Source organism: Leifsonia poae (assembly GCF_020009625.1).
Lineage (GTDB): Bacteria > Actinomycetota > Actinomycetes > Actinomycetales > Microbacteriaceae > Leifsonia > Leifsonia poae_A.
Map to the genome: position 1 here is coordinate 1,153,785 of NZ_JAIHLP010000002.1, position 22,523 is coordinate 1,176,307.

22 protein-coding genes are annotated in these 22,523 nt (G+C 69.6%); 8 read left to right on the forward strand and 14 right to left on the reverse strand.

Translation table 11 applies throughout. From position 1 onward, the window contains the following. Nucleotides 1-20 precede the first annotated feature (20 nt). From K5L49_RS06165 to K5L49_RS06175, 3 genes are all read right to left on the reverse strand, one after another. The gene (locus tag K5L49_RS06165) at nucleotides 21-443 is read right to left on the reverse strand and encodes a type II toxin-antitoxin system VapC family toxin (protein ID WP_223691192.1); all 423 of its coding nucleotides are present in this window, start codon (nucleotides 441-443) and stop codon (nucleotides 21-23) included. Beyond that, the gene (locus K5L49_RS06170; RefSeq protein WP_223691194.1) at nucleotides 433-672 is read right to left on the reverse strand and encodes a FitA-like ribbon-helix-helix domain-containing protein; all 240 of its coding nucleotides are present in this window, start codon (nucleotides 670-672) and stop codon (nucleotides 433-435) included. The genes K5L49_RS06165 and K5L49_RS06170 overlap by 11 nt, the downstream gene beginning before the upstream one ends. Nucleotides 673-828: 156 nt before the next feature. Beyond that, nucleotides 829-1,413 carry a class I SAM-dependent methyltransferase gene (locus K5L49_RS06175; protein WP_223691196.1) on the reverse strand — a complete coding sequence of 195 codons (585 nt, stop codon included), beginning with the start codon at nucleotides 1,411-1,413 and terminating at the stop codon, nucleotides 829-831. 87 nt (nucleotides 1,414-1,500) lie between these two features. On the opposite strand from K5L49_RS06175, the gene K5L49_RS06180 reads away from it, so the two are divergent. Further along, on the forward strand, nucleotides 1,501-4,782 hold the full coding sequence (locus tag K5L49_RS06180; protein WP_223691200.1) for an AfsR/SARP family transcriptional regulator: 3,282 nt from the start codon (nucleotides 1,501-1,503) through the stop codon (nucleotides 4,780-4,782). A gap of 329 nt (nucleotides 4,783-5,111) precedes the next feature. Here the strand turns inward: K5L49_RS06180 and K5L49_RS06185 are convergent, their stop codons facing one another. From K5L49_RS06185 to K5L49_RS06210, 6 genes are all read right to left on the reverse strand, one after another. Next, nucleotides 5,112-6,656: a PH domain-containing protein gene (locus K5L49_RS06185; RefSeq protein WP_223691206.1), complete on the reverse strand. Its 1,545-nt coding sequence runs from the start codon at nucleotides 6,654-6,656 to the stop codon at nucleotides 5,112-5,114. Continuing rightward, nucleotides 6,653-7,165 carry a PH domain-containing protein gene (locus tag K5L49_RS06190; protein WP_223691213.1) on the reverse strand — a complete coding sequence of 171 codons (513 nt, stop codon included), beginning with the start codon at nucleotides 7,163-7,165 and terminating at the stop codon, nucleotides 6,653-6,655. The genes K5L49_RS06185 and K5L49_RS06190 overlap by 4 nt, the downstream gene beginning before the upstream one ends. A 49-nt stretch (nucleotides 7,166-7,214) precedes the next feature. After that, on the reverse strand, nucleotides 7,215-8,030 hold the full coding sequence (locus K5L49_RS06195) for an ABC transporter permease (protein WP_223691215.1): 816 nt from the start codon (nucleotides 8,028-8,030) through the stop codon (nucleotides 7,215-7,217). After that, nucleotides 8,027-9,031, reverse strand: coding sequence for an ATP-binding cassette domain-containing protein (locus K5L49_RS06200; RefSeq protein WP_223691217.1), 1,005 nt, complete (start codon nucleotides 9,029-9,031; stop codon nucleotides 8,027-8,029). Before K5L49_RS06200 ends, K5L49_RS06195 begins: the two co-directional genes overlap by 4 nt. Before the next feature lie 94 nt (nucleotides 9,032-9,125). Further along, nucleotides 9,126-9,647 (reverse strand): Clp protease N-terminal domain-containing protein, encoded by a 522-nt coding sequence (locus K5L49_RS06205; RefSeq protein WP_223691219.1) that lies wholly within the window; start codon nucleotides 9,645-9,647, stop codon nucleotides 9,126-9,128. Further along, on the reverse strand, nucleotides 9,640-9,882 hold the full coding sequence (locus K5L49_RS06210; protein WP_223691221.1) for a helix-turn-helix domain-containing protein: 243 nt from the start codon (nucleotides 9,880-9,882) through the stop codon (nucleotides 9,640-9,642). The genes K5L49_RS06205 and K5L49_RS06210 overlap by 8 nt, the downstream gene beginning before the upstream one ends. Nucleotides 9,883-10,027: 145 nt before the next feature. Between K5L49_RS06210 and K5L49_RS06215 the strand changes: the two genes are divergently transcribed. The 3 genes from K5L49_RS06215 to K5L49_RS06225 all read left to right on the forward strand — a co-directional run bounded on the left by K5L49_RS06215 (nucleotide 10,028) and on the right by K5L49_RS06225 (nucleotide 13,068). After that, nucleotides 10,028-11,416, forward strand: coding sequence for an L-serine ammonia-lyase (locus K5L49_RS06215; RefSeq protein WP_223691223.1), 1,389 nt, complete (start codon nucleotides 10,028-10,030; stop codon nucleotides 11,414-11,416). A 115-nt stretch (nucleotides 11,417-11,531) separates the two neighbouring features. Further along, nucleotides 11,532-12,461 (forward strand): sulfurtransferase, encoded by a 930-nt coding sequence (locus tag K5L49_RS06220; RefSeq protein WP_223691225.1) that lies wholly within the window; start codon nucleotides 11,532-11,534, stop codon nucleotides 12,459-12,461. Nucleotides 12,462-12,582: 121 nt separating this feature from the next. After that, nucleotides 12,583-13,068, forward strand: a complete 486-nt coding sequence (locus K5L49_RS06225; protein ID WP_223691227.1) for a glutathione peroxidase — start codon at nucleotides 12,583-12,585, stop codon at nucleotides 13,066-13,068. 94 nt (nucleotides 13,069-13,162) lie between these two features. Here K5L49_RS06225 and K5L49_RS06230 read toward each other — a convergent pair whose 3' ends face one another. Further along, on the reverse strand, nucleotides 13,163-13,456 hold the full coding sequence (locus tag K5L49_RS06230) for a hypothetical protein (RefSeq protein WP_263298824.1): 294 nt from the start codon (nucleotides 13,454-13,456) through the stop codon (nucleotides 13,163-13,165). Nucleotides 13,457-13,567: 111 nt separating this feature from the next. Here K5L49_RS06230 and K5L49_RS06235 point away from each other — a divergent pair, with 111 nt between their 5' ends. Continuing rightward, nucleotides 13,568-14,020, forward strand: a complete 453-nt coding sequence (locus tag K5L49_RS06235; RefSeq protein WP_223691231.1) for a TraR/DksA family transcriptional regulator — start codon at nucleotides 13,568-13,570, stop codon at nucleotides 14,018-14,020. Nucleotides 14,021-14,042: 22 nt separating this feature from the next. Here the strand turns inward: K5L49_RS06235 and K5L49_RS20395 are convergent, their stop codons facing one another. The 4 genes from K5L49_RS20395 to K5L49_RS06260 form a co-directional block, all read right to left on the reverse strand. Continuing rightward, the gene (locus K5L49_RS20395; protein ID WP_308116521.1) at nucleotides 14,043-17,072 is read right to left on the reverse strand and encodes a helix-turn-helix transcriptional regulator; all 3,030 of its coding nucleotides are present in this window, start codon (nucleotides 17,070-17,072) and stop codon (nucleotides 14,043-14,045) included. A gap of 74 nt (nucleotides 17,073-17,146) precedes the next feature. Then, nucleotides 17,147-17,425 (reverse strand): hypothetical protein, encoded by a 279-nt coding sequence (locus K5L49_RS06250; protein ID WP_223691233.1) that lies wholly within the window; start codon nucleotides 17,423-17,425, stop codon nucleotides 17,147-17,149. Nucleotides 17,426-17,708: 283 nt separating this feature from the next. After that, nucleotides 17,709-19,163 carry an MFS transporter gene (locus tag K5L49_RS06255; protein WP_223691235.1) on the reverse strand — a complete coding sequence of 485 codons (1,455 nt, stop codon included), beginning with the start codon at nucleotides 19,161-19,163 and terminating at the stop codon, nucleotides 17,709-17,711. Beyond that, nucleotides 19,160-20,695: a DUF7059 domain-containing protein gene (locus tag K5L49_RS06260; protein WP_223691237.1), complete on the reverse strand. Its 1,536-nt coding sequence runs from the start codon at nucleotides 20,693-20,695 to the stop codon at nucleotides 19,160-19,162. The genes K5L49_RS06255 and K5L49_RS06260 overlap by 4 nt, the downstream gene beginning before the upstream one ends. Before the next feature lie 69 nt (nucleotides 20,696-20,764). Here K5L49_RS06260 and K5L49_RS06265 point away from each other — a divergent pair, with 69 nt between their 5' ends. The 3 genes from K5L49_RS06265 (at nucleotide 20,765) to K5L49_RS06275 (ending at nucleotide 22,388) form a co-directional block, all read left to right on the forward strand. Further along, nucleotides 20,765-21,040, forward strand: a complete 276-nt coding sequence (locus tag K5L49_RS06265; protein WP_223691238.1) for an acylphosphatase — start codon at nucleotides 20,765-20,767, stop codon at nucleotides 21,038-21,040. A 4-nt stretch (nucleotides 21,041-21,044) separates the two neighbouring features. Beyond that, entirely contained in the window at nucleotides 21,045-21,947 is a 903-nt protein-coding gene (locus K5L49_RS06270) for an aminodeoxychorismate lyase (RefSeq protein ID WP_223691240.1), read from the forward strand. A 108-nt stretch (nucleotides 21,948-22,055) separates the two neighbouring features. Next, a complete protein-coding gene (locus K5L49_RS06275) occupies nucleotides 22,056-22,388 on the forward strand; it encodes a hypothetical protein (RefSeq protein WP_223691242.1) in 333 nt (110 codons plus the stop codon). The last annotated feature ends 135 nt before the right edge of the window (nucleotides 22,389-22,523 follow it).

A 22,523-nucleotide genomic window follows, 5' to 3' on the forward strand; every position in this document is an offset into this window, starting at 1 on the left:
CTGACCGTGACGCCTGTCGGTCACGCACCGCCGGTGATCACCTCGATCGGCACCCGCACTCCCGGAGCCCGGGAGAGACGGGCGTCGGCGGTGACGAGTGGCACCTGCGCAGCCTCGGCCAGCGCGACGAAGGCAGCGTCGAATGCGGTGAGGTTCTCTCCGTGCTCCCACAGACGGTCGGCGACGACCGGGAACGGCCAGCTGTCGATCGGCAGGCTCTGCAACCCGGCGAACGCCAACGATGCCTCCGCGTGCGACAGTGCGCCGGCCAGACGCAGACGGCGAAGAACGTTGGCGACCTCGTAGTGCAGGAGCGCGGGCGCCAGCAGCGAGCATCCGCTCAGCCGCTCGGCGACCGCCTCTCCCCGCGGGCCACCATCGATCAGCAGGTCGACGATCGAACTCGAGTCGACGACGACCGACTCGCGGGCTTCACCCTTCATTGCGCGCAGCATCGAGTTCGGAGAGGATGGCGCCGACCGGCACGGGCGGATAGTGTGCCGCGCGCTGACGGATCTCGGCGAGCGCTTCGTCGACCGAGGGCTTACGGGCGAGCGACGTGAGTTCACCCACGAGAAACTCCTGCAGCGAGCGGCCGGAGCGAGCGGCGCGGGCGGCGAGGATGTCGCGGATCTCGTCGGGAACCGAACGAATCGTGATGGAAACTGTCATGCATGCAGTTTAGCAGCAACAGATGCATTGTGACTCCTTTTCTCGACGCGGTGATCGCGTTGAGAACCAGCCTCGACCACTGGGCGATACAGAGACAACAGGAATCGTGGTCTGTGGAGAGCCGCTTGATCCGCTCCCCTGGGGAGGAGCCGGAGATCACCCCCGCGCGACGACGTGGAACACGTGCCAATGCTTGGGGCCCTCGAACGACATCCCCCGCCGATCGTCCTCGACGAGCTGCAGCACCTCGAGGCCGGCCAGCATTCCTTCGACGCCGGCCCGGTCATGGAAGTTCATATTGGGCCGGCCGAACCACTCGTCGTGCGGACCGAAGAACTCGCCCGCGAACACGGCCCCCGGCCGCAGCGCATCCCGGATGTCGGCCCACAGATAGGGGAATCCGTCCGGCTCGCAGAACGGCAGCGCGAACCCCGCGTACACGAGGTCGCTCGCGGGAAGCTCGCCGAGCGCCTCGAAGGGCACCTGCCGGATCTCGACGTTCGACAGCGCCGACTCCCCCACCTCTGCGCGCACCCGTTCCACGACCCCGGGATCGGCATCGACGGCCAGCACATGCCAGCCGAGCCCGGCCAGGTGGCGTGTCTCGACGCCATCACCGCAGCCGAGGTCGATCGCACGGCCGGGCGACTCTCCCTGCCATGCGTCAAGACCGGCCGTGAAAGTGGGCCGGAGCCCGCGGCCTCCCTGGGCTGAATAGAAGCCGGACCAGTCGAACGCCATGAGCACTCCCGTCGAGACATCGTCGTTCGCCTCGAGCGTACGCGCGGGAACGACCCGGTGTCGCCCGCTCTCGCTAAAATCGGGCGAGTGGACACATTGCCCCACGCCCCCAGGATCGCGGTCCTCGGCCCCGTTCTGGTCGAAGACCGTTCCGGCGCGCTCGCCGAACCGGCCGGGGCGCTCGGCAAAGGGCTGATCGTCGCCCTCGTCCTCGCCCGCGGCACCCTCTCGGTGCAGTCCCTCGTCTCCGACCTGTGGCATGACACACCTCCCAGGCAAGAACGCGCAGCCCTGCAGACCCTCGTCTCCCGGGTGCGCACCGCAAGCGCCGACGGCATCCTCGAGTCGACGCCGAGCGGATACGCCCTCGCGATCGATCCCCGGCTCACCGATCTCGGACTGGCCAGAATGCACCTCGAGCGCGCCCGGGAGGCGGATGCCGCCGCCGATCCGGAGCAGGCCGCCGCCGAAGCGGGGCTCGGTCTCGACCTGTGGCGGGGCGAACCCGGGGTGGAGCTGGGGCCCTCCCCGCTCGCCGACGAGCTCGGCCGCACGGCGGCCACCCTGCGCGACGAGCTCACCGTGTTGCGTGCCCGATCCCGGCGTCTTCTCGGCGACCCGGCCGGTGCCCTGCACGATCTGGAGTCCCTGCTGATCGCTTCCCCGCTCGACGAGACACTCCACCTCGAGCGTCTGCGTGCGCTCGACGATGCGGGGCGTCGCAACGACGCCCTCCGCGCTTTCGGGGAGCTCAAAGCCGCGATGCTCGACCAGCTGGGCAGTCGGCCCGGCCCCGCGCTCGTCGCGTTCAATGCCTCCCTGCTCGTGGACGACGAATCCGCGACCGCCGCACCGGTCACGACGCGCTACGGGCTCCGCACGACACCGAATGCGCTGATCGGTCGCGAGTACGACCTCGACGCGCTCGAAGACCTCATCGCGACATCGCGTCTGACCACGGTGCTGGGGGCCGGCGGTCTCGGCAAGACGCGACTGGCGCAGGAGCTCGCGCACCGCGCCCAGCACACGCCGGTCGTGGCATTCGTCGAGTTGGCGAGCGTTCGCTCGGCCGACGACATCACGCTCGCCTTCGCCTCGACGCTCGGCATCCGGGAGGCGCGCGCGGTGCGTCTCGGCGACCCGGGGGCGGGCCTGGACCTGCGCTCCCGCATCCTCGCACTGCTCGCCGAACGCGAGACACTCCTCATCGTCGACAATTGCGAGCACATCGTGGATGCGGCCGCCACCTGGATAGCGGACATCCTCGAATCCACCACCACCGTGCGCGTGCTGGCGACGAGCCGCTCGCCGCTGGCGATCGGCGCAGAACGCGTCTACGCTCTCGACTCTCTCGCGAGCGGAACGTCGGCCGGCGACGAGGCGGGGCCCGCCGTCGCCCTTTTCGAGGAGCGCGCTCGCGCCGGCCGGCCGGCGGTCGTCCTTCCGCCCGAGGTCGTCGCCCGGCTCTGCGACCGGCTCGACGGCCTCCCCCTCGCGATCGAACTCGCCGCAGCACGAACCCGCTCGATGTCGGTCGAGGAGATCGAGCGACGCCTGGAGAACCGGTTCGTCCTGCTCACCGGAGGCGAGCGCACCGCCCCTGAACGCCATCGCACTCTGCTGGCGGTCATCGAGTGGAGCTGGAACCTGCTCGGCGAGACCGAACAGACCCTGTTGCGTCGCCTTTCCTGCTTTCCCGACGGCTTCAGCGCGCAGGCGGCCGAAGCCGTCGCCGGTGACAGCGCGGCGACGGTCCTCGACGATCTCGAAGCCCTGGTCAACCAATCGCTCGTGACCGTCTCCGAAGACAAGACCACCGGCATCCTGCGCTACCGGATGCTCGAGACCGTTCGCGAGTTCGGGGCCATCGCCCTCGACGAGGCCGGCGAGCACGACGTCGTTCAGGAAGGCATGAATCGCTGGGGCGTGCGGTTCTGCCGGGAGACGCTCGCGCTGATGCACGGACCGACGCAGGTGCACAATTTCAACCTGGTGACCGCCGAGCAAGACAACCTCGTCGCCGTTCTGAGGGCGGCCATCGAACGGCGGCACCATCGGGTGATCGCCGCCACCTTCTCTGCACTCGCCTACTACTGGTCATTGCGCAGCGCCCACTCGGAAGTCGTCGCATTCGGCGCGGTCGTGATGGAGGCGCTCACCGGCTGGGAGCCGGAGGATGACGACATCGACGACGCGGCGGCGGTCTACGGCGTGATCGGCGGAACCTTCCTCTATGCCGACATGCGAACGGGTGTGCGAGCGATCTCCCGGCTGCGGCGCATCAAGCGACTGCGGCCGCTGCGGGATCCGCGACTCGAATCGATCACCGACCTCGTTCAGACAGCCGGCCGCGAACGCGAGGGAATGGCGATGATCGCCCGGTTCCAGCGGTCGACCGACACCGACGTCGCCGCGCTCGGAAACCTGATCATGGCCCAGTTCCAGGAGAACGCGGGCGACCTCGAGGGTGCACTGCACTCGGCCGGCACGGCCTACGAGAAGTCGCTGCTGGCCGAGGACACCTGGAGCACAGCGTCGGCCGCGCAATCGATCGCCCAGATCCACAGCCAGCTCGCCCACCCGGAGTCGGCGATCGAATGGGCGCAGCGGGCGCGCGAAGGCCTGACGAAACTGCAGGCGTTGGGCGACCTCCGCCAGCTCGACTGGATCGTTGCCATCAACTCGATCTCGGCCGGCGACCTCACCGCCGGTCGGGATCTCCTCGAACGCTATCTGCAAGACGACGTCGCCCCCTCGGGGTTCGAATACGTGGACTATTTCGGCATCGGGCACGCCGGCCTCGCCGAGATCGCGCTGGCCGAAGGGAACCTCGCGGAGGGTCTCGGCCACTACCGCGACGCCATCGGCCTCTACGAGAGCAACAGCGCACTGACCAACCCGTGGCTCACCATCCTGTCGGCGGCGAGTCTCGCGGCTCATCTGCGGGTCGAGGCCGAGGGTTCCTCCCCGGTCGACACGGCCCAGATCGACGCGGCGGCGCGACTGCTGCGCACGCGCATCCTCGTCAACCATCGGCTGCAAGCCGCCTACGTCGACAAACCCGTTCTGGGCTCCGGCCTGTTGGGCGTTTCCGCGTGGATGCTCACCCCTCGCGTGGCCGAGGCGCGAGCGGGCGGCGAGGGTCAGCGCGACGAATGGGTGAGATCGGGGCTCGAGCTGTACGCCATCGCCGACCGGGTGAACGCCCGCCAAGATCAGCGGAGCCTGAACCGGGCCCGCTTGGCTGAGGAGATCCGCGGCGCATGGGGTGAGACCGTGCTCGACGAACCGTTCGCCGCGGTCGCCGACCTCGATCGCAACACGGGCGCCCTGCGCGCGCTCGACCTGCTGCACTCGCTGCGCTTCTAGTCGCATCCCGCGCGCTGCACGCTGCTAGTCGCATCCCGCGCACTGCACGCTGCTAGTCGCATCCCGCGCACTGCACGCTGCTAGTCGCATCCCGCGCACTGCCCCGTCCCCGCACCCGCCCCGCCCCTGTTTTCAGGAGCAGTCGACCGTCCTTGACCGGATGCTCCTGAAAACCGGAGCAGCCGGTCAGGGACGCGAAGATAGCCCTGAAAACAGGAGCAAAACAGGAGCAAAACACGAGCACAACACGAGCAAAACAGGAGCAAAACACGAGCACAACACGAGCAAAACAGGAGCAAGGCGTGCTGCGCCCGGTGTCCGGGATGCGCTCAGAGTGCGGCAGCGTACCGGGCGAGGTATTGGCCGGAGGTGATCTCCTCGTGTTTGAGCGAAATGGCCTCGATGATCGGCCAGACGTCCCCATCGGGAAGGTCCGGAATCGTCACCCGGTGCCGCCCGGCCGCCGTGGTGGCGATCAGGGTGGCGAGGCCCGCACGGCGCTGGAAGTAGCTGCGGCGGATGGTCCAGCCGATGATGCCGTCGGTCGCCAGCACGGCGCGGCGACGGTTGAGGGAACCGCTCTGGGCGATCAGCCAACCGGGAAGGAGAGCGTGCCCGAGGCCTCGCCAGCGGTCCGCGGCGAGCAGAGCGGAGGCCGGCACGATCACCGCGAACACCCACCAGATCGAGGGCGCGACCAGCCCGGCGAGTTGCAGCACGAGGGCAGCCAGCGCGAGCAGCCCCGCGAATGATGCCGCCCGCGTGTACCGCCGGCGGCGCGCCCGCCTCCCGTGCTCGATGAGCGGCAGATCGAGGGGCAGGCGGGAGCCGAGCACCTCCGCCGCGATCCGCACGGCCTCTTCACGGGGTCCGGGAGGGGCCAGCAGGGCGACACCGCCCCGCTGTCGCCCGAGGCCGGTCATGATCGCGTGGGCCGATGCGGCCCCCGCCACGCGCAATGAGAGGGGTTCGGAGAGCTGAGCGCCGCGAAGCCGTGTCTCGTCGAGCGTGATCTGTCGGGCGCGCAGCACGCCGTGGCTGATGTGCAGGGTGGTCGGCCCCGCCCGGCGGATCGAGAATCCGCCGTAGCTGAGTGCATAGCGAACCATCGCGACGACGGAGGCGACGACGATCAGTCCGGCGGCGCCCCAGAGTGCAGTCGTGAGCAGCGGCAGGTGGCTGATCCAGCCGATCCCCTGCCGCACGATCGCCAGCCGGGTGAGGATGCCGCCCTCGAAGAAGTTCAGCTGCAGCGCGGCCATCGCCACGATCAGGATCGAGGCGACACCGCTGAGGGTGAGCGGCGCGTAGCGCACCCAGCGCGGCTCCCAGCGGCTGAGATTCGTGGGCTCCTCCGCGTGTTCGCCTTCCGCCGGCGGGGCGAGTCGGAGCAGTTCGTCGCGCAACGCGGGCACGTCGCGCAGTGCGAGCGCGTTGAACTCCAGCTCTTCCTGGCCGTGCGACGCCCCGGTGCCGACCTTGACGATCGCGAGCCCGAAGATCCGGTGCAGGATGGTCGAATCGACGTCCACGCTGCGGATGCGGTCGCGCGGCGCCGAGCGCGTGCGCCGGTTGAGCACGCCCCGGCGCACCTGCACATGCGTGGGCGTGATGCGGTAGGTGGTCGTGAAGAAGCGCAGGATGCCGAAGACGATGCCCAGCCCGGAGAGCACATACGCCCACCACGGTTCCCCGCCGGCAGCACCGGCGACGAGCGCGAGGAGCAGCACCGGCAGATACCGGATGAGCTCCCGCAGCGGGTGCACCAGCAGCATCAGCGGGTTGAGCCGCCGCCACGGCTCGTCCGACGGGTCGGGGTCTGCGTCCGCGGGCGGCTCAGGCGCAGTGGCGTCGGGCTCGGACGCGCCGCTCACGTTGCATCCCCTTCACTGTGCTGGGCCACCTCGGCCAGCATCGCCACCACCTCGGCGGCCACGGCATCGTCGAGCGCGTGGATCGTGAGTGCCCCCGCGCTCGATGCCGTGGTTATCGTGACAGAGGTGAGACCCATCAGACGGTGCAGGAACCCGCGACGGGAGTCGACGGTCTGCAGCCGGACGATCGGGGCGACGCGCGTCTCCTGGGTGAACCATCCGGAGCGCACGAAGATCGCGTCGTCCGTGATCTCCCAGCGATGCACACGGTAACGCCACCGCGGCATCACCGTCACATGGATCGCCGCGGCGATCACCGTCAGGCCGAGGCCCGCGAGGTGCAGCGGCTGCGTCCACTCATCGGCCAGCAGCATCCAGAGCAGTTGCAGGCCGGTGAAGACCGCCCAGCCGACCGCCGCGTTCCACGCCCAGAACGTGATCGCCCGCTCGCTCGGGCGCCCGCTCGGCTCTTTGACCAGCGCGGCGATGCTTCCGACGACGATGCTCATGGGAGTTCCTTCCGGGGTTCGGGGGTGGGATGCGGCGGCCGGCCGGCCGTCAGGCCTTGCGCATGTAGGCGCGCACCGTGAGCGGGGCGAAGACCGCGACGATCACGGCGGCGCCGAGGAGGGCGAGCCAGCCGTCGGCGCCGAAGGAGCCGGTGTTGGCGAGGTCCCGCACGGCGGTGACAAGGTGCGACACCGGGTTGATGTTCGCGAACCATTCGAGCGGCGCCGGCATCGTCTTCGGGTTCACGAAGGCGTTCGAGAGGAACGTCAGCGGGAAGAGCACGAGGAAGGAGATTCCCTGCACTGAGCTCGCCGTGCGGGCGACGACGCCGAAGAAGGCGAAGATCCAGCTGATGGCCCACGAGCAGGCGATCACGAGAAGGCCGGCGAGCACGACGAAGCCGATGCCGCCGCCGGGCCGGTAGCCCATGATGTAGCCCATCACGAAGGTGAGTGTTGTGGCGATTGTGTATCGCACCGTGTCTGCCAGCAGGGCACCGGCGAGAGGCGAGATGCGGGCGATCGGCAGCGACTTGAACCGATCGAACACCCCCTTGTCCATGTCTTCGCGCAGCTGCACTCCCGTGACCACGGAGGTGGTGAGCACCGTCTGAACCAGGATCCCCGGGATGATCGTCGGCAGATAGTTGACGATGTTCCCGGCGATCGCGCCACCGAAGATGTAGGTGAACATCAGCGTGAAGATGATCGGCTGCAGCGTGACATCCATGAGCTGCTCCGGCGTGCGTTTGATCTTCAGCAGGCCGCGGTAGGCCATCGTGAACGAGTTCGCCACAGACTGGCCGATGCTCACATGGTTCTTGAGTTTCCGCTCGGCGGGCGGGGTGATGGTGATCGCGCTCATGCGCTGACCCTTTCTGCTTCGGTGGCGTCCTCATCGGAGCCGGTGTTGTCCTCTTCGACGCCGTGACCGGTGAGGGTGAGGAACACCTCGTCGAGCGTCGGCTTCTGCACAGACATCTCGGTGAGCCGGATGCCGGCTTCGCGGAAGGTCACGAACAGGTCGGTGACGGTGTCGGGGTTGCGCATGGGGGCGGTGATCCGCGAGCCCTCGGGCGAGACGACCGCCTCGACACCGAGCACGGTGGCGATGGCGCGTCGCGCATCCTCCATATCGGCCGGGTCGGCCAAGCGCAGCTGCAGCGACGACTCCCCGACCGAGGCCTTCAGCTCGTCGGCCGTTCCCTCGGCCACGACACGACCGGTGTCGATGACCGCGATGCGGTCGGCGAGCTGGTCTGCCTCGTCCAGATATTGCGTGGTGAGCAGCACCGTCGACCCGGTGGAGACCAGGCGACGGATGGTTTCCCACATCTGGGCGCGCGTGCGCGGGTCGAGGCCGGTGGTCGGCTCGTCCAGGAACAGCAGCGGCGGCTGCGAGATGAGGCTCGCCGCGAGGTCGAGGCGGCGACGCATCCCGCCGGAGAACTTCTTCAGCGGGCGTTTCGCGGCTTCGGTGAGGCCGAACTCCTCGAGCAGCGCGGTGGCCTTGCGCTTCGCCTCGGCCCGGCTGAGGCCGAGCAGCCGGGAGAAGATGATGAGGTTCTCGGTGGCCGAGAGGGTCTCGTCGACCGAAGCGAACTGCGCGGTCACCCCGATGAGCTGACGCACGATCTGGGGTTCGCGACGGATGTCGTGGCCGAAGATGGTGGCCTCCCCGGCATCCGGCTTGAGCAGGGTGGCGAGCATGGAGATGGTGGTGGTCTTGCCGGCACCGTTGGGGCCGAGCACGCCGTAGACGGTTCCGGCGCGGACGCTGAGGTCGACACCGTCGACCGCACGGTTGTCGCCGAAGACCTTGACGAGCCCGTGGGCTTCGACCGCCCATTCTGCGCTGGTTGTCATGGTGGTCCTTTCTGTGGATGTTGTGTTGGTCTCATGGTGCGGCGGGCCGCTTACAGCTCGCTTACGCGACGCTTACACGCGCCTGCCACCGCTGTCAGCGTCGGCGCGCGCCCGGTGAGCCGGGCGCCGATTCTGCGCCCGCGTGGGCGAGGACCGCCTCGCGGTCGACGCCGGCGAGGGCGATCGCACGCGGAACGGTTCCGAGATCGAGGCCGAGGATCGCCGCGAGCAGATCTGTCTCCGCCGCACGGTTGCGGGTGCGGGCGGACTCACGGTGGGCTCGGGCGAGCACGTCGCGGGCCGATGTCCCCCAGCGGGGCCGGCCGATCCTGGGCATGGCCGCGAGACGTTCCTCGTCGATCGGGGCGACCCCCGCCGACGCCAGACTCGCCGCGCGTTCCGCCCGCAGGGCGGCCTCGATTCCGGCGTGGTCGAGCCCGGCCGCGTCGAGCGCACCGGCGGCGGGACTGCCGGTCTCCCTCGAAAGCGAGAGCAGCAGGTGCTCCGCCTCGACGACCGAGTCTCCCCGGTGTTGCGCTTCGGCGACGGCACGGATGATGATCTCGCGCAGGGCGCGGGACATCCCGTGGTCGTCGCGGTCACGTCGCTCAACCATTTCGTCTCCTCAATTCGATGCCGGCGCCGGCCACGCGACGGAGGTGCTTCTTGTGCACGGCCTGCCTGGTGACGCCGAGGGCGTCGGCGATCTGCGTCCAGGTCCAGCCGGCGCGCAACGCCCGCTCGACTTCGGCGTCTTCCAGCCGATCGGCGAGCTCGCGGAGCGCGACGACGGCGGCGAGGCCGTCGGCGGCGCCGCCGATCGGGGGCGGGGGCGGGGTGCTGGGAACCATGTAAGCAACTTAGGTTGCTCAATCTTCATTGTCAACTGAAGTTGCTTAATTTTGCACCCGGCTCTCAGGAAGACGATTGGAGCCGCTGCGCGAACGCACACCGAGACGCAGGAATCTTGCACGAACTCCGACGTAGGCTGGGGATGTGACTGCGTACGTCTCGGCTTTCGACCTGTTTTCGATCGGCATCGGCCCGTCGAGCTCGCACACCGTCGGACCCCTCCGAGCCGCGCGAGCGTTCGCGGACGGCCTGGCCGCCAAGACCGACCTGATGGATCGCGTCACCCGCGTGACCTGCACGCTCTACGGCTCCCTCGGCGCGACCGGGATCGGCCACGGAACACCCGACGCCATCGTCGCCGGGCTGGCCGGGCTCGACGCGGAGACATGCAGACCTGAGGAGGTGCGCGGCGCTTGGTCGGGCCTCGCCGAGGGCGCGACCCTGCTGCTCGCCGGCCGCCACGAGATCCCCCTGGCACGGAACGACATCGCTTTCGAACCGCGCACCCGATTGCCCGGGCATCCCAACGCCCTCACCCTCCGAGCCTGGGGCACAGCCCCCGATGGCATAACGGATGCGCTCCCCCTTCTCGAAGAGACCTACTACTCGATCGGCGGCGGCTTCATCCGACGCGACGGCGAAGAGGCCGCGCTCGCGGCCCGCGCGACGCATCCGCTGCCCTACGATTCTTCGGAAGAACTGCTGCGGCTGTGCGACGAACACGGCATTCCGATCTGCGAGGTGGCGCGCCGCAATGAGGCGGCGCTCCACGGCGAGGCGGCGACCCGTGAACGTCTCGACCTGATCTGGTCGGCGATGGCCGAGTGCGTCGCGAAGGGCCTGGCCGGAGACGGAACACTGCCGGGCGGGCTCGGTGTGCGCCGTCGCGCGGCGGCACTGCGAGCGCACCTGGAGGCAGCAGACCGCATCCCGGCCCGTGACACATCCATCGAATGGCTCCACGCCTTCGCCCTCGCGGTCAACGAGGAGAACGCCTCCGGCGGTCGGGTGGTGACCGCTCCGACGAACGGTGCGGCCGGCATCATCCCAGCCGTCGCCCACTACTACCTGCGGTTCGTTCCGGAGGCCTCGGCCGAGGGGATCCGGCAGTACCTTCTGACGGCCACCGCCATCGGCTCGCTGTTCAAGGCGAACGCTTCGATCTCGGGCGCGGAGGGCGGCTGCCAGGCCGAGGTCGGGTCTGCCTGCGCGATGGCCGCCGGAGCCCTCTGCGCCGTGCTCGGCGGCACCCCGCGCCAGGTGGAGAACGCCGCGGAGATCGCGATGGAGCACCACCTCGGGCTCACCTGCGATCCTGTCGGCGGCCTGGTGCAGATCCCGTGCATCGAGCGCAACGCGATCGCCTCCTCCACCGCGGTCTCAGCCGCCCGGCTCGCCCTGCACGGCGACGGAAGCCACCTCGTCTCACTCGACGCCGTGATCGAGACGATGCGCCAGACCGGGCTCGACATGTCCACCAAGTACAAAGAGACCAGCGAAGGCGGCCTCGCGGTGAACGTCATCGAGTGCTGACCGGGATGCGTCGCCCCAAACACGAGGAACACGGCCGCGACGAACACGGCCGCTCGGGTTACGCCGCGTTTCGGCGCGCGTAGGCGAACACCTGCCCCGTGATTAGCGTGGAGTCGTGACCAGCGCATCCGACACCTCGACCAGTGTGACCGACCACGATGCGGCCCTGACCGGAGCCGGCCTCGACCGACCCCTGGTCTCCACACAATGGCTCGCCGATCATCTGGGCGCCGACGGACTCGTCGTGCTCGACGCGACGGTCGTTCAGACGAGCCGCGCCGACGGACGCACCACCCCGTTGAGCGGACTCGACCAGTTCCTCGTCGACGGCCATGTCCCCGGCGCCGTGTTCGCGGATCTGCTCGATGTGTTCAGCGACCCGTCCGGCCCCTATCCCTTCACTCGGCCGCAGATCGCCGCATTCGAAGCCGCGGCGGCCTCGGTCGGTGTCGATAATCACACGACGGTCGTCGTCTACGACGCGGCGGTCGGAACGTGGGCGGCCCGAGTCTGGTGGTTGTTCCGAGCTTTCGGCTACGACCGCGTCGCCGTGCTCGACGGCGGACTGACCAAATGGAAGGCGGACGGACGCCCGCTGGAGGTGGGTCACGTCGAGCCACGCCCGGTCTCCGGTTTCCTGGCGGTCGAGAGACCCGAATTCTGGGCGGACAAAGAACTGGTCTCCGCCGTCGTCACCGGCGAACAGCAGGCCACTCTCGTCTGCGCCGTGCCCCCGAAAGAGTTCACCGGCGAGGCCGGGCAGCGCGCTCGGCTCGGCCACATCCCGGGCAGCCTCAGTGCCCCCGCCGGCCGGCTCGTCTCTCGCGAGACGAACGCATTCCTCCCGCCAGACCGCCTCCGCGAGACGTTCGCCGAGGTCCTCGCCTCCGACGACCCCATCGTCACGTACTGCGCCGGCGGGATCGCCGCCGCCGCCGACGCGCTGGCGCTCGCCCTTCTCGGCCGCGCCGATGTCGCGCTCTACGACGGCTCACTCAACGAGTGGTCGGCCGATGCGGATGCCCCACTGGTACCTCAGAGCTGACGTCTTCCCTTCTGCCGGGAGCGGCGACCGGAGCGCTCGGCGACGCGTCTTGTCTGAATCTTGGCTGGATACTTTCGATGCAAGCATACGGATCGGTTCGGAGCGTGCCTAAGCTCACATCATGACCCTCACGGACATCCCCCTCACAACGATCGACGGCGCCGCCACCTCCCTCGCCGCCTACGACGGCAAGGTCATCCTCGTCGTCAACGTCGCCTCCCGCTGCGGCCTGGCCCCGCAATACGAAAAGCTGGAGAAGCTCCAGGAGACGTATGGCGAACGCGGCTTCACCGTCATCGGGTTCCCGAGCAACCAGTTCTTGCAGGAGCTGAGCTCGACCGACGCCATCAAGGAGTACTGCTCCACGACCTGGGGCGTCACGTTCCCGATGATGGACAAGATCAAGGTCAACGGCAAATCGCAGCATCCTCTCTACACCGAGCTGACGAAGACCCCGGATGCCTCAGGCAAGGCCGGCAAGGTCAAGTGGAACTTCGAGAAGTTCGTGATCACTCCGAACGGCGAGGTGCACCGCTTCCGCCCGACCGTGGAGCCGGACGCACCGGAGATCGTTGGACTGATCGAGGAGTCGCTGCCCGTTCAGTGACGGCCCGGGGTCCGATGGCGGCCGGGAGAGACCTCGGCACGCCCGGCTCTCCTGGTCGGCTCGGTCGGCCCGGTCAGCCCGGCGATCCCGGTCGTCAGCCGCGGCGGAACCACCGCCCGGCGACGCGCTCGGTGACCCGCCAGTTCCCCGTCTGAGCCAGTATTCTCACGCGTTCGGCCACGTGCAGGCCGACCACGAGCGCCTGGTCGACGCTGTCGGCCGTGAATCGCACGGTGAGCCGGGCCTCCCCTGAAACCACGTCGACACTCGACGCTTCGACGACGGTCAGTTCCGCCGCGGCAGCCGCAGCGGCGGGGAGCACCTCCGGCGGGGCTACACCCGGGCGCAGGGATCCGACAGCGACGATCACACGAAACGAGGGCACCATCCGAGCGTACGCGAGCGCCGTGTCGCGCTTTTGCGCAATCCAGGCGTACTCTCGTGACCGTTGGTGACGATGGAACGCACCCGACACGGGGACGCCTCTGGTCGACGTCGGGTGACGGAAACGAACGGATGGGGTGGGATGGCGATGGCGATGGAGCACGCGTACGAGCGATCGGAGTACGACACGATGGACGAAAACGATCTGACCGCGTTCGAACTCGATGAACTCGCCGCACTGCTGGAGTCGCGTCGTGCCGACGACCGGGCGGAGTCGCAACGGCTTGCCGAATCGCTCGGCCTCGTGCTTTCGGCGAAGTCCGACGGGACCGCCGACGACGAGCACGACCCGGAGGGGCCGACCCTGTCGTACGAGTGGTCACGCCTCCAGGCTCTGCGCGGGGATGCGGCCGCCGATATCTCCGCGGTGGATGCCGCCCTCGATCGTATCGACGCCGGGACGTTCGGCGTGTGCTCGCTGTGCGGGCGGCCGATCGGTCTCGACCGGCTGCGGGCTCGCCCGACCGCCGAGCTCTGCATCGCCTGCGCCCTGACCGTCGACGGCTGAGGCTTCGACGACGGACGGAACCTCAGCGGGCGTGGGAGGCCCGGTAGACGGCTTCGGTGCGGGAGGCAGCGCCCACCTTCTTCAGAATGCTCGACACGTGCACGCTCGCGGTCTTGGCGCTGATGTAGAGCTTCTCCCCGATCTGCTTGTTGCTGAGGCCCTGCTCGATGAGTGCGAGCACCTGGGCCTCGCGGTCGGTGAGTGCGCTTCCCGGCGCCCGTGACGGAGCATGCCGTACGAGGGCGGCATTGCCGTCGAGCTCGTCGACGGCATGCTCGATCAGCCCGAACCCGAGTACGTGGGCACGTTCACGGCTTTCCGCCGCTGCCGTTTCGGCGCGGCCACGGTCCCCCGCGAGAACCAACGCCTCGGCCAGGCGGAGCAATGCGTAGGGGCGCAGATGGGCGGGGGCCAGGGGCGAGCAGGCCGCATCGACGGCCTCCTGCCAGGCGCGCACCAATTCGGCCGTATCGCGCGCTCCGGCCGAATCCCGCACTCCGGCAGACGACTCGCCCGATACACCCTCGGGCTCGTCGCCCGCGGCCACGCCGGGCCCGATCGACTCCAACTCCGCCTCGATCAGGGGAGCCCAGACGGGATATGTCGGCCAGGCGGTCAGCCCGGCGAGGATGGCGCGAAGGGCGCCGGCCTCTGCGGCGATGGAGACCGGCGCATCCGTGGCGGCCGACCCCGGGGCGATCGACCGATTGTCGGCCGGAGTGGTGCCGCTTCTTCTCCTGTCGGCCAGAACGGCGAGGGTACGCGCAGCCACCGCCAGCAGCGGCAGGTCGTAGGCGGGGATCGAGCGCCACGATGGCGAGGTGATCACGCCGGCTTCGCTCCAGGCGCGTTCGGGGTCGCCGCGCGCGATCGAGAGTTCGGCGGCCACCCGGGCGAAGCCGAGGCGGGACTGCATCTCGATCTCGGCCTGAACCAGCATCGCGGGGCGCCAGCGCCGTGCCAGCTCCTCGGCACGGTCGATCTCGCCGCGCCAGAGGGTGAGCCAGAGTTTCATGCGCTGCAGGTGCACGCGGAACAGCGGCGGCGGATCGAGCGCAAGAGCGGGATCGAGCAGGCGTTCGGCGCGATCCAACTCGCCGAGTGCGAACAGCGGCTCCACCGTGTTGGACGACAGCATCACTCCGGAGGTTCGTTCGACCCCGTGGGCGCGGGCCTGCGCGGCTCCCGCCTCGGCGATCGCGACCGCATCGCGGTAGCGGCCGAGCACGTTCATGGCGTCGGAGGCGTTGACCGAGTTGCGCAGGAGGGCGCCCGCCTCGCCTCCGGCGAGCTCGCGAGCCCGGTCGAGATCGGCGACCCCCTCCTCGATGTCGCCGCGATCGATGGAGGCGATGCCTCGCACGGTTCGCGCGATCGAGGCCCGCGCCGGGTCGGCGGCGCCCGCTTCGTCGATCGCGAGCGTGGACATCTCGATGGCCTCGTCGTACCGCGCCTCCAGCATCAGCCTGCCCGCCACCTCCGCGAGAAGCTGAGGTCGGAGCGCGTCACCCGGCTCGGGCAGCGCCAGCGCCTCCTGCAACAGCTCGACGGAGCCCGGCCGGCTGAGGTTCGCGAGATACTGCGCCTTGTCGCGAAGCAGCCGGGCCCGTCGCGCGGGCGGGAGCCCACCCGCGTCGGCCAGCGCAACATTCACCAGGGCGAGTGCGCGTTCGTTGTCGCCCGCGTTGCGCAGAGCGGATGCCGTGCTCGAGAGCAGCTCGGTGTGGCTGCGCCCCGCGATCGCTTCGGCGTCGTGCACCTGATCCCAGAGTTCGAGCGCGCGATCGCCCATTTCGGCCGCCGTGCGATAGGCGTAAGAGACCCGTGCCTCTTCCATCGCCTCCAGCGTGGCGGTGAAGGCTCGCCGCAGATCGTGCGCCGCCATCCAGTGGGAGGAGATCTGGCTCGCCGACCGCTCGCGCCGATCGCCCGGCTCGTGATTCTCCTGCTCCTGTTCCAGCGCCAGCGCGTAGCGCGTGTGGAAGCGGGTGCGCTCCCCCGGCAGCAGGTCGGCGTGGATCGCCTCGCGCACCAACGCATGGCGGAACGTGTATTCCGTGCTGTCGGCGCTGAGCACATTGGCCACGACGGCCTCACGGGCGGCCTCATCCAGTTCGTCGGCTGTTCCCTCGAAGACGGTCGCGAGCAAGGCGTGGTCGACGCACACTCCCCCGGCCGAAATCAGCCGGAGCAGGCGCTGCGCGGCTTCGCTGAGCCGTTCGTAGCGGGCGAGAAGCAGCTCGCGCAGTGTCTCTGGCAGGTCTTCTCCGGTGCCCAGATCGTCGATACCCACCAGCTCTTCGACGAAGAACGGCACCCCCTCGCTCAGGCGATACACCCGGTCGACGGTGTCGGCATCCGGCGTGCAGCCGAGGATGCGCTCGACCTGAACAGCCACCTGGTCACGGGCCAGCCGCGCAAGCTCCCACCGGGTGACCCGGCGCGTGCGATCGAGCTCGGGAAGGTAGGAGCGCAGCGGATGCCCGCGAAGCACCTCGTCGCTGCGATAGCTCAACACGAGCAGCACGCGGCCGGCGGCCAGCATTCTCACCACGAACCGGATCAGTTCGAGCGTGGCCGTGTCGGCCCAGTGCAGATCTTCGATCACGATCACGAGCGGCCGCACCGTCGAGACGTTCTCCAGCAGCACGGTCACCAGCTCGTAGAGACGGTCGGCGCCCGTTCGCGCCGGCATCCCTTCGGCGGCGCTCAGCTCGGGCAGCAGCACGGAGAGCGCTCCGGCCCCGGGACCGGCCGCCGCGATCACCTCGTCGCGGCCGAGCGTGTCGATCAACTGACGCAGCACGCCGGTGAACGGCGCGTACGGCGCCCCGCCTGTGCCCAGATCCACGCTCCGGCCCGAGACCACGATCGCCGAGCGCACCGCTTCGGCACGGAACTCGTCGAGCAGCCGGGTCTTGCCGATACCCGCCTCGCCGCCGATGACGGCCGCCCGCGGCTGCCCCGCGGCGACCGCCTCGAGCTCTTCGCGCAGCGCCGCGAGATCGGACTCCCGCCCGATCATCGCAGGGCTCGACGCCGGTGATCGCATAGCCTCATCGTGCCACGATCCGCCGACATCCCGGCCCGGTCCGGCGGCTCTGTCCGCCGTCGGCGGAATCGGCCTCAGCACCCGGCCGGTTGCAGCTCCCGGGAGGCCTCGGGCGACTGCTCGCGCTCCTCGGCGGGCCGCTCTCCGGTCGGCACCGATTCCGCCGCGTGGGCCGCCGCCGCGCGCACCCGTGCGTCACGAGCCACCGCTGCGCGGGCCGCCGCCCGAGCAGCGAGCCGTGCTGCATCGCGGTCCAGATTCTCCTCGCGGATCCTCCGCGCCCGCTCGATCTCCGTGGCGCGCCGGTCCGCCTCCGCCGACGTGATCCGGCCGATCGCGAATTCCTCTGACAACAACATTCTCGTCCCCGTCCGCTTCTTCTTCCGTTCCTCCACACTCGTCGCTAAGGCACCCCCGACACATCGGGAAGATGCCCTATCTTCGGGCGGCGGAAAGCAGAACTCCGGGTGCCTTCTATCAGGAACTGACGCCTCAGAAGCGCCGCAGAGTCCCCTATTCAGGACTCACCGGCCGCCACCCGCCGACGACGCCTGAATAAAGGTGGCTGCTATCGAGTGACCGCTCGGCGCTGGCCGGCTCCCTTCCGCCTCCCGGGATCGGTCGAAGGCGCGGGGTCTACCGATCCGCCGGAAGCGGGGCGGCCCTGCCTGAGCGCCGGGGCGGCCGGATGTTCTCCCCGGCGGCCGGGGACAGCCGCAGCGCCTCGATCACCGACCCGAGCGCCACCAGGGCGATGAGCACGAACGCCACCCGGTACGCCCCGGCCACATCGTCCTGCCCGATCAGAGAGGCCAGCGGAGCCCCGAAACGGAGGGCGATGGCACCGACAGCGACGCCCAACCCGGCGGCGATCTGCTGCACGGTGGAGGCGAGCGTGTTCGCGCCGGTCATCTCGGCCGAAGGGATGTCGGCGAACGCGATCGTGTTGTACGCCGTGAACCCGGTGGAGCGGGTCATCCCACTCACCACGAGCAGCGCCACGATCAGGGCGATGGGCGTGAGCGGCGCGATGAACGCCGCGAGAAGCATGGTGACGACTGCTCCGATGGTGGAGCCGATGAGAACCCGCCGGAAACCCCAGCGGGTGAGCATCGGCGTCGTCGCCGGCTTGATGACGAGGTTGCCGACGAACAGCGCGAGGACGACCGCGCCCGCCTGCACCGGCGACCAGCCGAGCGCATCCTGGAAGAACAGCGGCAGCAGGAACGGCACCGCCGAGATGGTCAGCCGGAACAGCGAGCCGCCCGCGTGCGTCACCCGGAATGTCTCGACCCGGAACGCACGCAGATCGAGCAGCGGATGCGCGGTGCGGCCGAAGTGCCAGAGGGCCGCAGCGGTGAGCACCGCGCCTGCCACCCCGGAGACGATCGTGGCCGCCAGGGGCGCCGACGGGGCGGCGAGCAGAGCGCCGAAGACGACGATGCCGCCCACACCGGTGAAGGTGAGCACGAATCCGACCCAATCGAGCGGTGCACGCGTGCGTTCGATATCGGTCGGGGTGAGCCGCAGCGCGGCCACGAACGCGACGACGCCGAGCGGGATGTTCAGCAGGAAGATCCAGTGCCAGCTGGCGTAGGTCACGAGCAGTCCGCCGATGAGGGGGGCGACGATGGGGGCGGCGAGAGCCGGCCAGGTGAGCCAGGCGATGGCTCGCACGAGGCCGCTCTTGTCGGTCACCCGCAGCACGGCCAGGCGCCCCACCGGCACCATCATGGCGCCACCGGCCCCCTGCAGGATGCGCATCGCGGTCAATTGGGCGAGGTCGCCGCTGGCCGCGCACAGGGCCGACGCGACAGTGAACACCACGATCGCGCCGGCGAAGACCGTGCGCGCGCCGAGCCGCTGGGTCAGCCAGCCCGAGATCGGGATGAGGACGGCGAGCGTCACCAGATAGGCCGTGATCGCCACCCCGACCGTCGCCGAGTCGATCCCGTAGTCGCGACCGATGGTCGGCGCCGCCGTGGCGAGGATCGTGCCGTCGAGGTTCTCCATGAAGAACGTGCCGGCCACGAGCAGGGTCAGCGCGAGATGTCGCCGCTCGCTCCCCGACCCCACCGATCGCTCGCTCACGCCGGGCTCAGGAAGCCGTCGACGACGAGCGCACGCACCATCGGCAGCAGTTCGGCAGCGAGCGCCGTCTCGTCCACCTCGAGCAGCTGCGCGAGCGCAGCGACGATGGCTCCGACGGTCAGCTCGCCGTCGCAGGCGCCGACCAGGGCGATCAGCGCCGCATCCCCCTGGATCGTGCGGCCGAATCCACCGCCCTGCCTCAGCAGCATCGCAGTGGGTCCATCGTCTCCCGGCCAGGAGTGCCGCTCCTCGGTCACGTCGCCGGCGACGACGAACCGGGTGGCGGTGAGCCGGGCATCGTCGACCTCAACCTGCCAGTCGTGCGCCCGCAGACTGTCACCGATGTTCACGCCGAGACCCGACTCGTTCGCCCCGAGGCTGCCATGCAGTCGCTCCAACCGCCGCAGCGTGGGAGCGCCGGATGCGGGGCGCCGCAACAGCACGTAGCCGAATCCGACCGAGTCGACACCGCGCTGGTCGAAGTCGGTGAGCCACGCGTCGTAGAGACGGTCGAACTCGGCCGTGCCGGCGCGCGTGCCGCCATCGCGGATCCACGTCTCGGCGTAGCGTGCGGCGTCTTCGACGTCGCGTTCGACGATCCACGCGTCGAGGGCGGTCGTGGTCGAGTCGAGCCAGTCGGCCACTCGGTCGAACGCATCCGGCACCGAGTGACGGCGGTACTCCCAATTCGCGAGGAGCTGGGCGACACCACCGGAGGTCAGATGCTCGCCCGCCCCGCGTATGACCGCCTCCACCAGTGCGTCCCCCACAAGCCCGCCGTCCCGGTACTCGTACTCCGGAACGCCGTCGCCCCGCGGGGTGATGACGAACGGCGGATTGGAGACGATGTGGTCGAACCGTTCCCCCGCGACCGGCTCGAACAGACTGCCGAGCCGGAACTCGATGGAGTCGATCCCGTTGAGTTCGGCGTTGAGCGCGGCGAGACGCAGGGCGCGGGCGGAGATGTCTGTGGCGACGACCCGGCTCGCGTGGCGGGCGGCGTGCATCGCCTGGATGCCGCATCCCGTTCCGAGGTCGAGCGCCCGCTCCACCGGTGCCTGAAGCATGAGACCACTGAGCGTCATGGAGGCCCCGCCGACGCCGAGCACGTGGTCCACCGGGAGCGCCCCGCCGAGCGCGAGCTCGCCGAGGTCGGAGACGATCCACCACTCGGCGGCACCGAGCGCGTCCACGAAACTGTAGGGTCGCAGGTCGACGGCGGGCTCGACCGTGCTTCCGGCCGCACGAACCAGCGCGAGTTCTTCCGCCCCGACGGTGCCGAGTGTCGGCAGCGCCCGCCCGAGATCCTCGGCCTCCACGGCCCGACCGAGCACGAACAGCTCGGCGAGGGTCGCCAGTGGCGTCGCAGCAGACCGCGCCCGCTGCGCCGCAAGCGCACGCAGGGCCGGGATGCGCTGCCCCCGATGCAGCGCCTCGGCCCCAACGGTGCCCCACAGAGCGGTGAGGGCGGGAACGGTGAACCCCGCGGCACGCAGATCGGCGCGGAGGGCGGTGAGGAGAGAAGAGGTCACCGACCCATTCAAACGCACCCGCGCCGCGTTCGAACCGCACACATCCGTCGGTCGGGGCAGAATGGGGCGATGATCCGCAGGAACGCGATCGTCGAGGGACGTGTGCAGGGTGTCGGCTTCCGCTGGGGCGCCCAGGACGCCGCTCACCGGCTCGGGGTGGCCGGGTTCGCCCGCAACCTGCCCGACGGAACGGTCGAAGTGGAGGTCGAGGGCGAACCCGACCGGGTCGAACGGATGCTCGCCTGGCTGCGGCACGGTCCGCCCGGTTCCCAGGTCGACCGGGTGATCGTGACTGAACGGCCGCCGGTCGGCGATGCCGGATTCCGCATCCGCGCGACAGAATAGGGGCATGACTCGTGCAACGCTGCTCACCATCACCGCCCCGGCCGTCGGGGCCGCCGACGCCGCCCCATCCGGCTCGCTCGGGTTCGCCGCGGCCGACCCGGATGCGCCCCAGGTTCTGCTGACGGATCTCGGCCTCACCCGAGGCGACGGCGTCTTCGAGACGATCAGCGTCGTCGACGCACATCCGCAGGCCCTCGAACCGCATCTGCTGAGGCTGGCGCATTCAGCCGCTCTGCTCGACCTCGCCGAGCCCGACCTCGCGGTGTGGCGCCTCGCCGTCCTCTCCGGAATCGAGGCGTTCCACCTCGAGCACGGTCACAACCGCGAACTCTACGCGAAACTCATCCTCACCCGGGGAGCGGAGGGCACCGGACAGCCGAGCGGGTGGGTGTACGTGGCCGATGCGGAAGACTTCGGCCCCGCCCGCCGCGGCATCCGGGTCGTCACGCTCGACCGCGGCTACCGCCACGACGTCGCCGAGACTTCGCCCTGGCTTCTGGCCGGCGCGAAGACCCTCTCCTACGCAACGAACCGGGCCGCGCTGCGCGAGGCCGCCCGGCGGGGCGCCGACGACGTGGTGTTCGTCAGCTCCGACGGTTTCGCCCTCGAAGGGCCGACCTCGAATGTGATCGTGCTCGACGGGCATACCGTGCGAACGCCCCAGACCGATCAGGGCATCCTCGCGGGCACCACCCAGGCGAGCGTCTTCGAGTTCTTCGAACAGCAGGGCTTCCGAACGTCGTACGAGCGCATCCCCGCCGACGCGTTGACACGCGCCGACGCCCTCTGGCTGGTGTCGAGCGTGCGCCAGGCCGCGCCCGTGACCCACCTCGACGGCCAGGAGTTCCCGGTGGATGCGCCCCTGAGCGATGCGCTCAACGAGTTCCTCCTCTCGCGCACAAGCTGATCCCGGCCGGTGGGACACTGCTTCCAGCCCGCCGCGCGCGCATCGTAGGCTGGACCAATCGACAGAGAGAGGCCACCGGTCACGACGCGCAAGGGAGGCACGATCAGGATGGACGACGTGCCCACCAGCATCGAGTTACTGCGGCAGCACGCCCGAGACGAACTCTCCGCGATCATCGAGTTCCGTTGCCGCGCCGGCGAAGATCCGTGGCACTTCATTCCCGACCTGCCGAGCGTCGACGAGCAGGTCGTCATCGGGCTGCGCCTGGCGGCGATCGATCAATTCGACCTCGCGGACGAGCAGGCGCGGGCGCACCACCCCGCGGCCGGCCGCGAAACCTTCGAACGCTTCGAGTACGGCGTACTTCGCCGGATCGCCCTGGAGCACCCCGAATTGAGCGAGGCCGTCTGGGGCCTGCTCGATCGCGTCGACCGCATCTGAGTATCTGAGCACGCGGTTCAGGCCGTGCGGTCCCGAGCGCCCGGCGTCAGCGAGCGCCCGGCGTCAGCGAGCGCCCGGCGTCAGCGAGCGCCGAAATGCATTTGTAGGATCTGAGCATATTCAATTTCACATGTC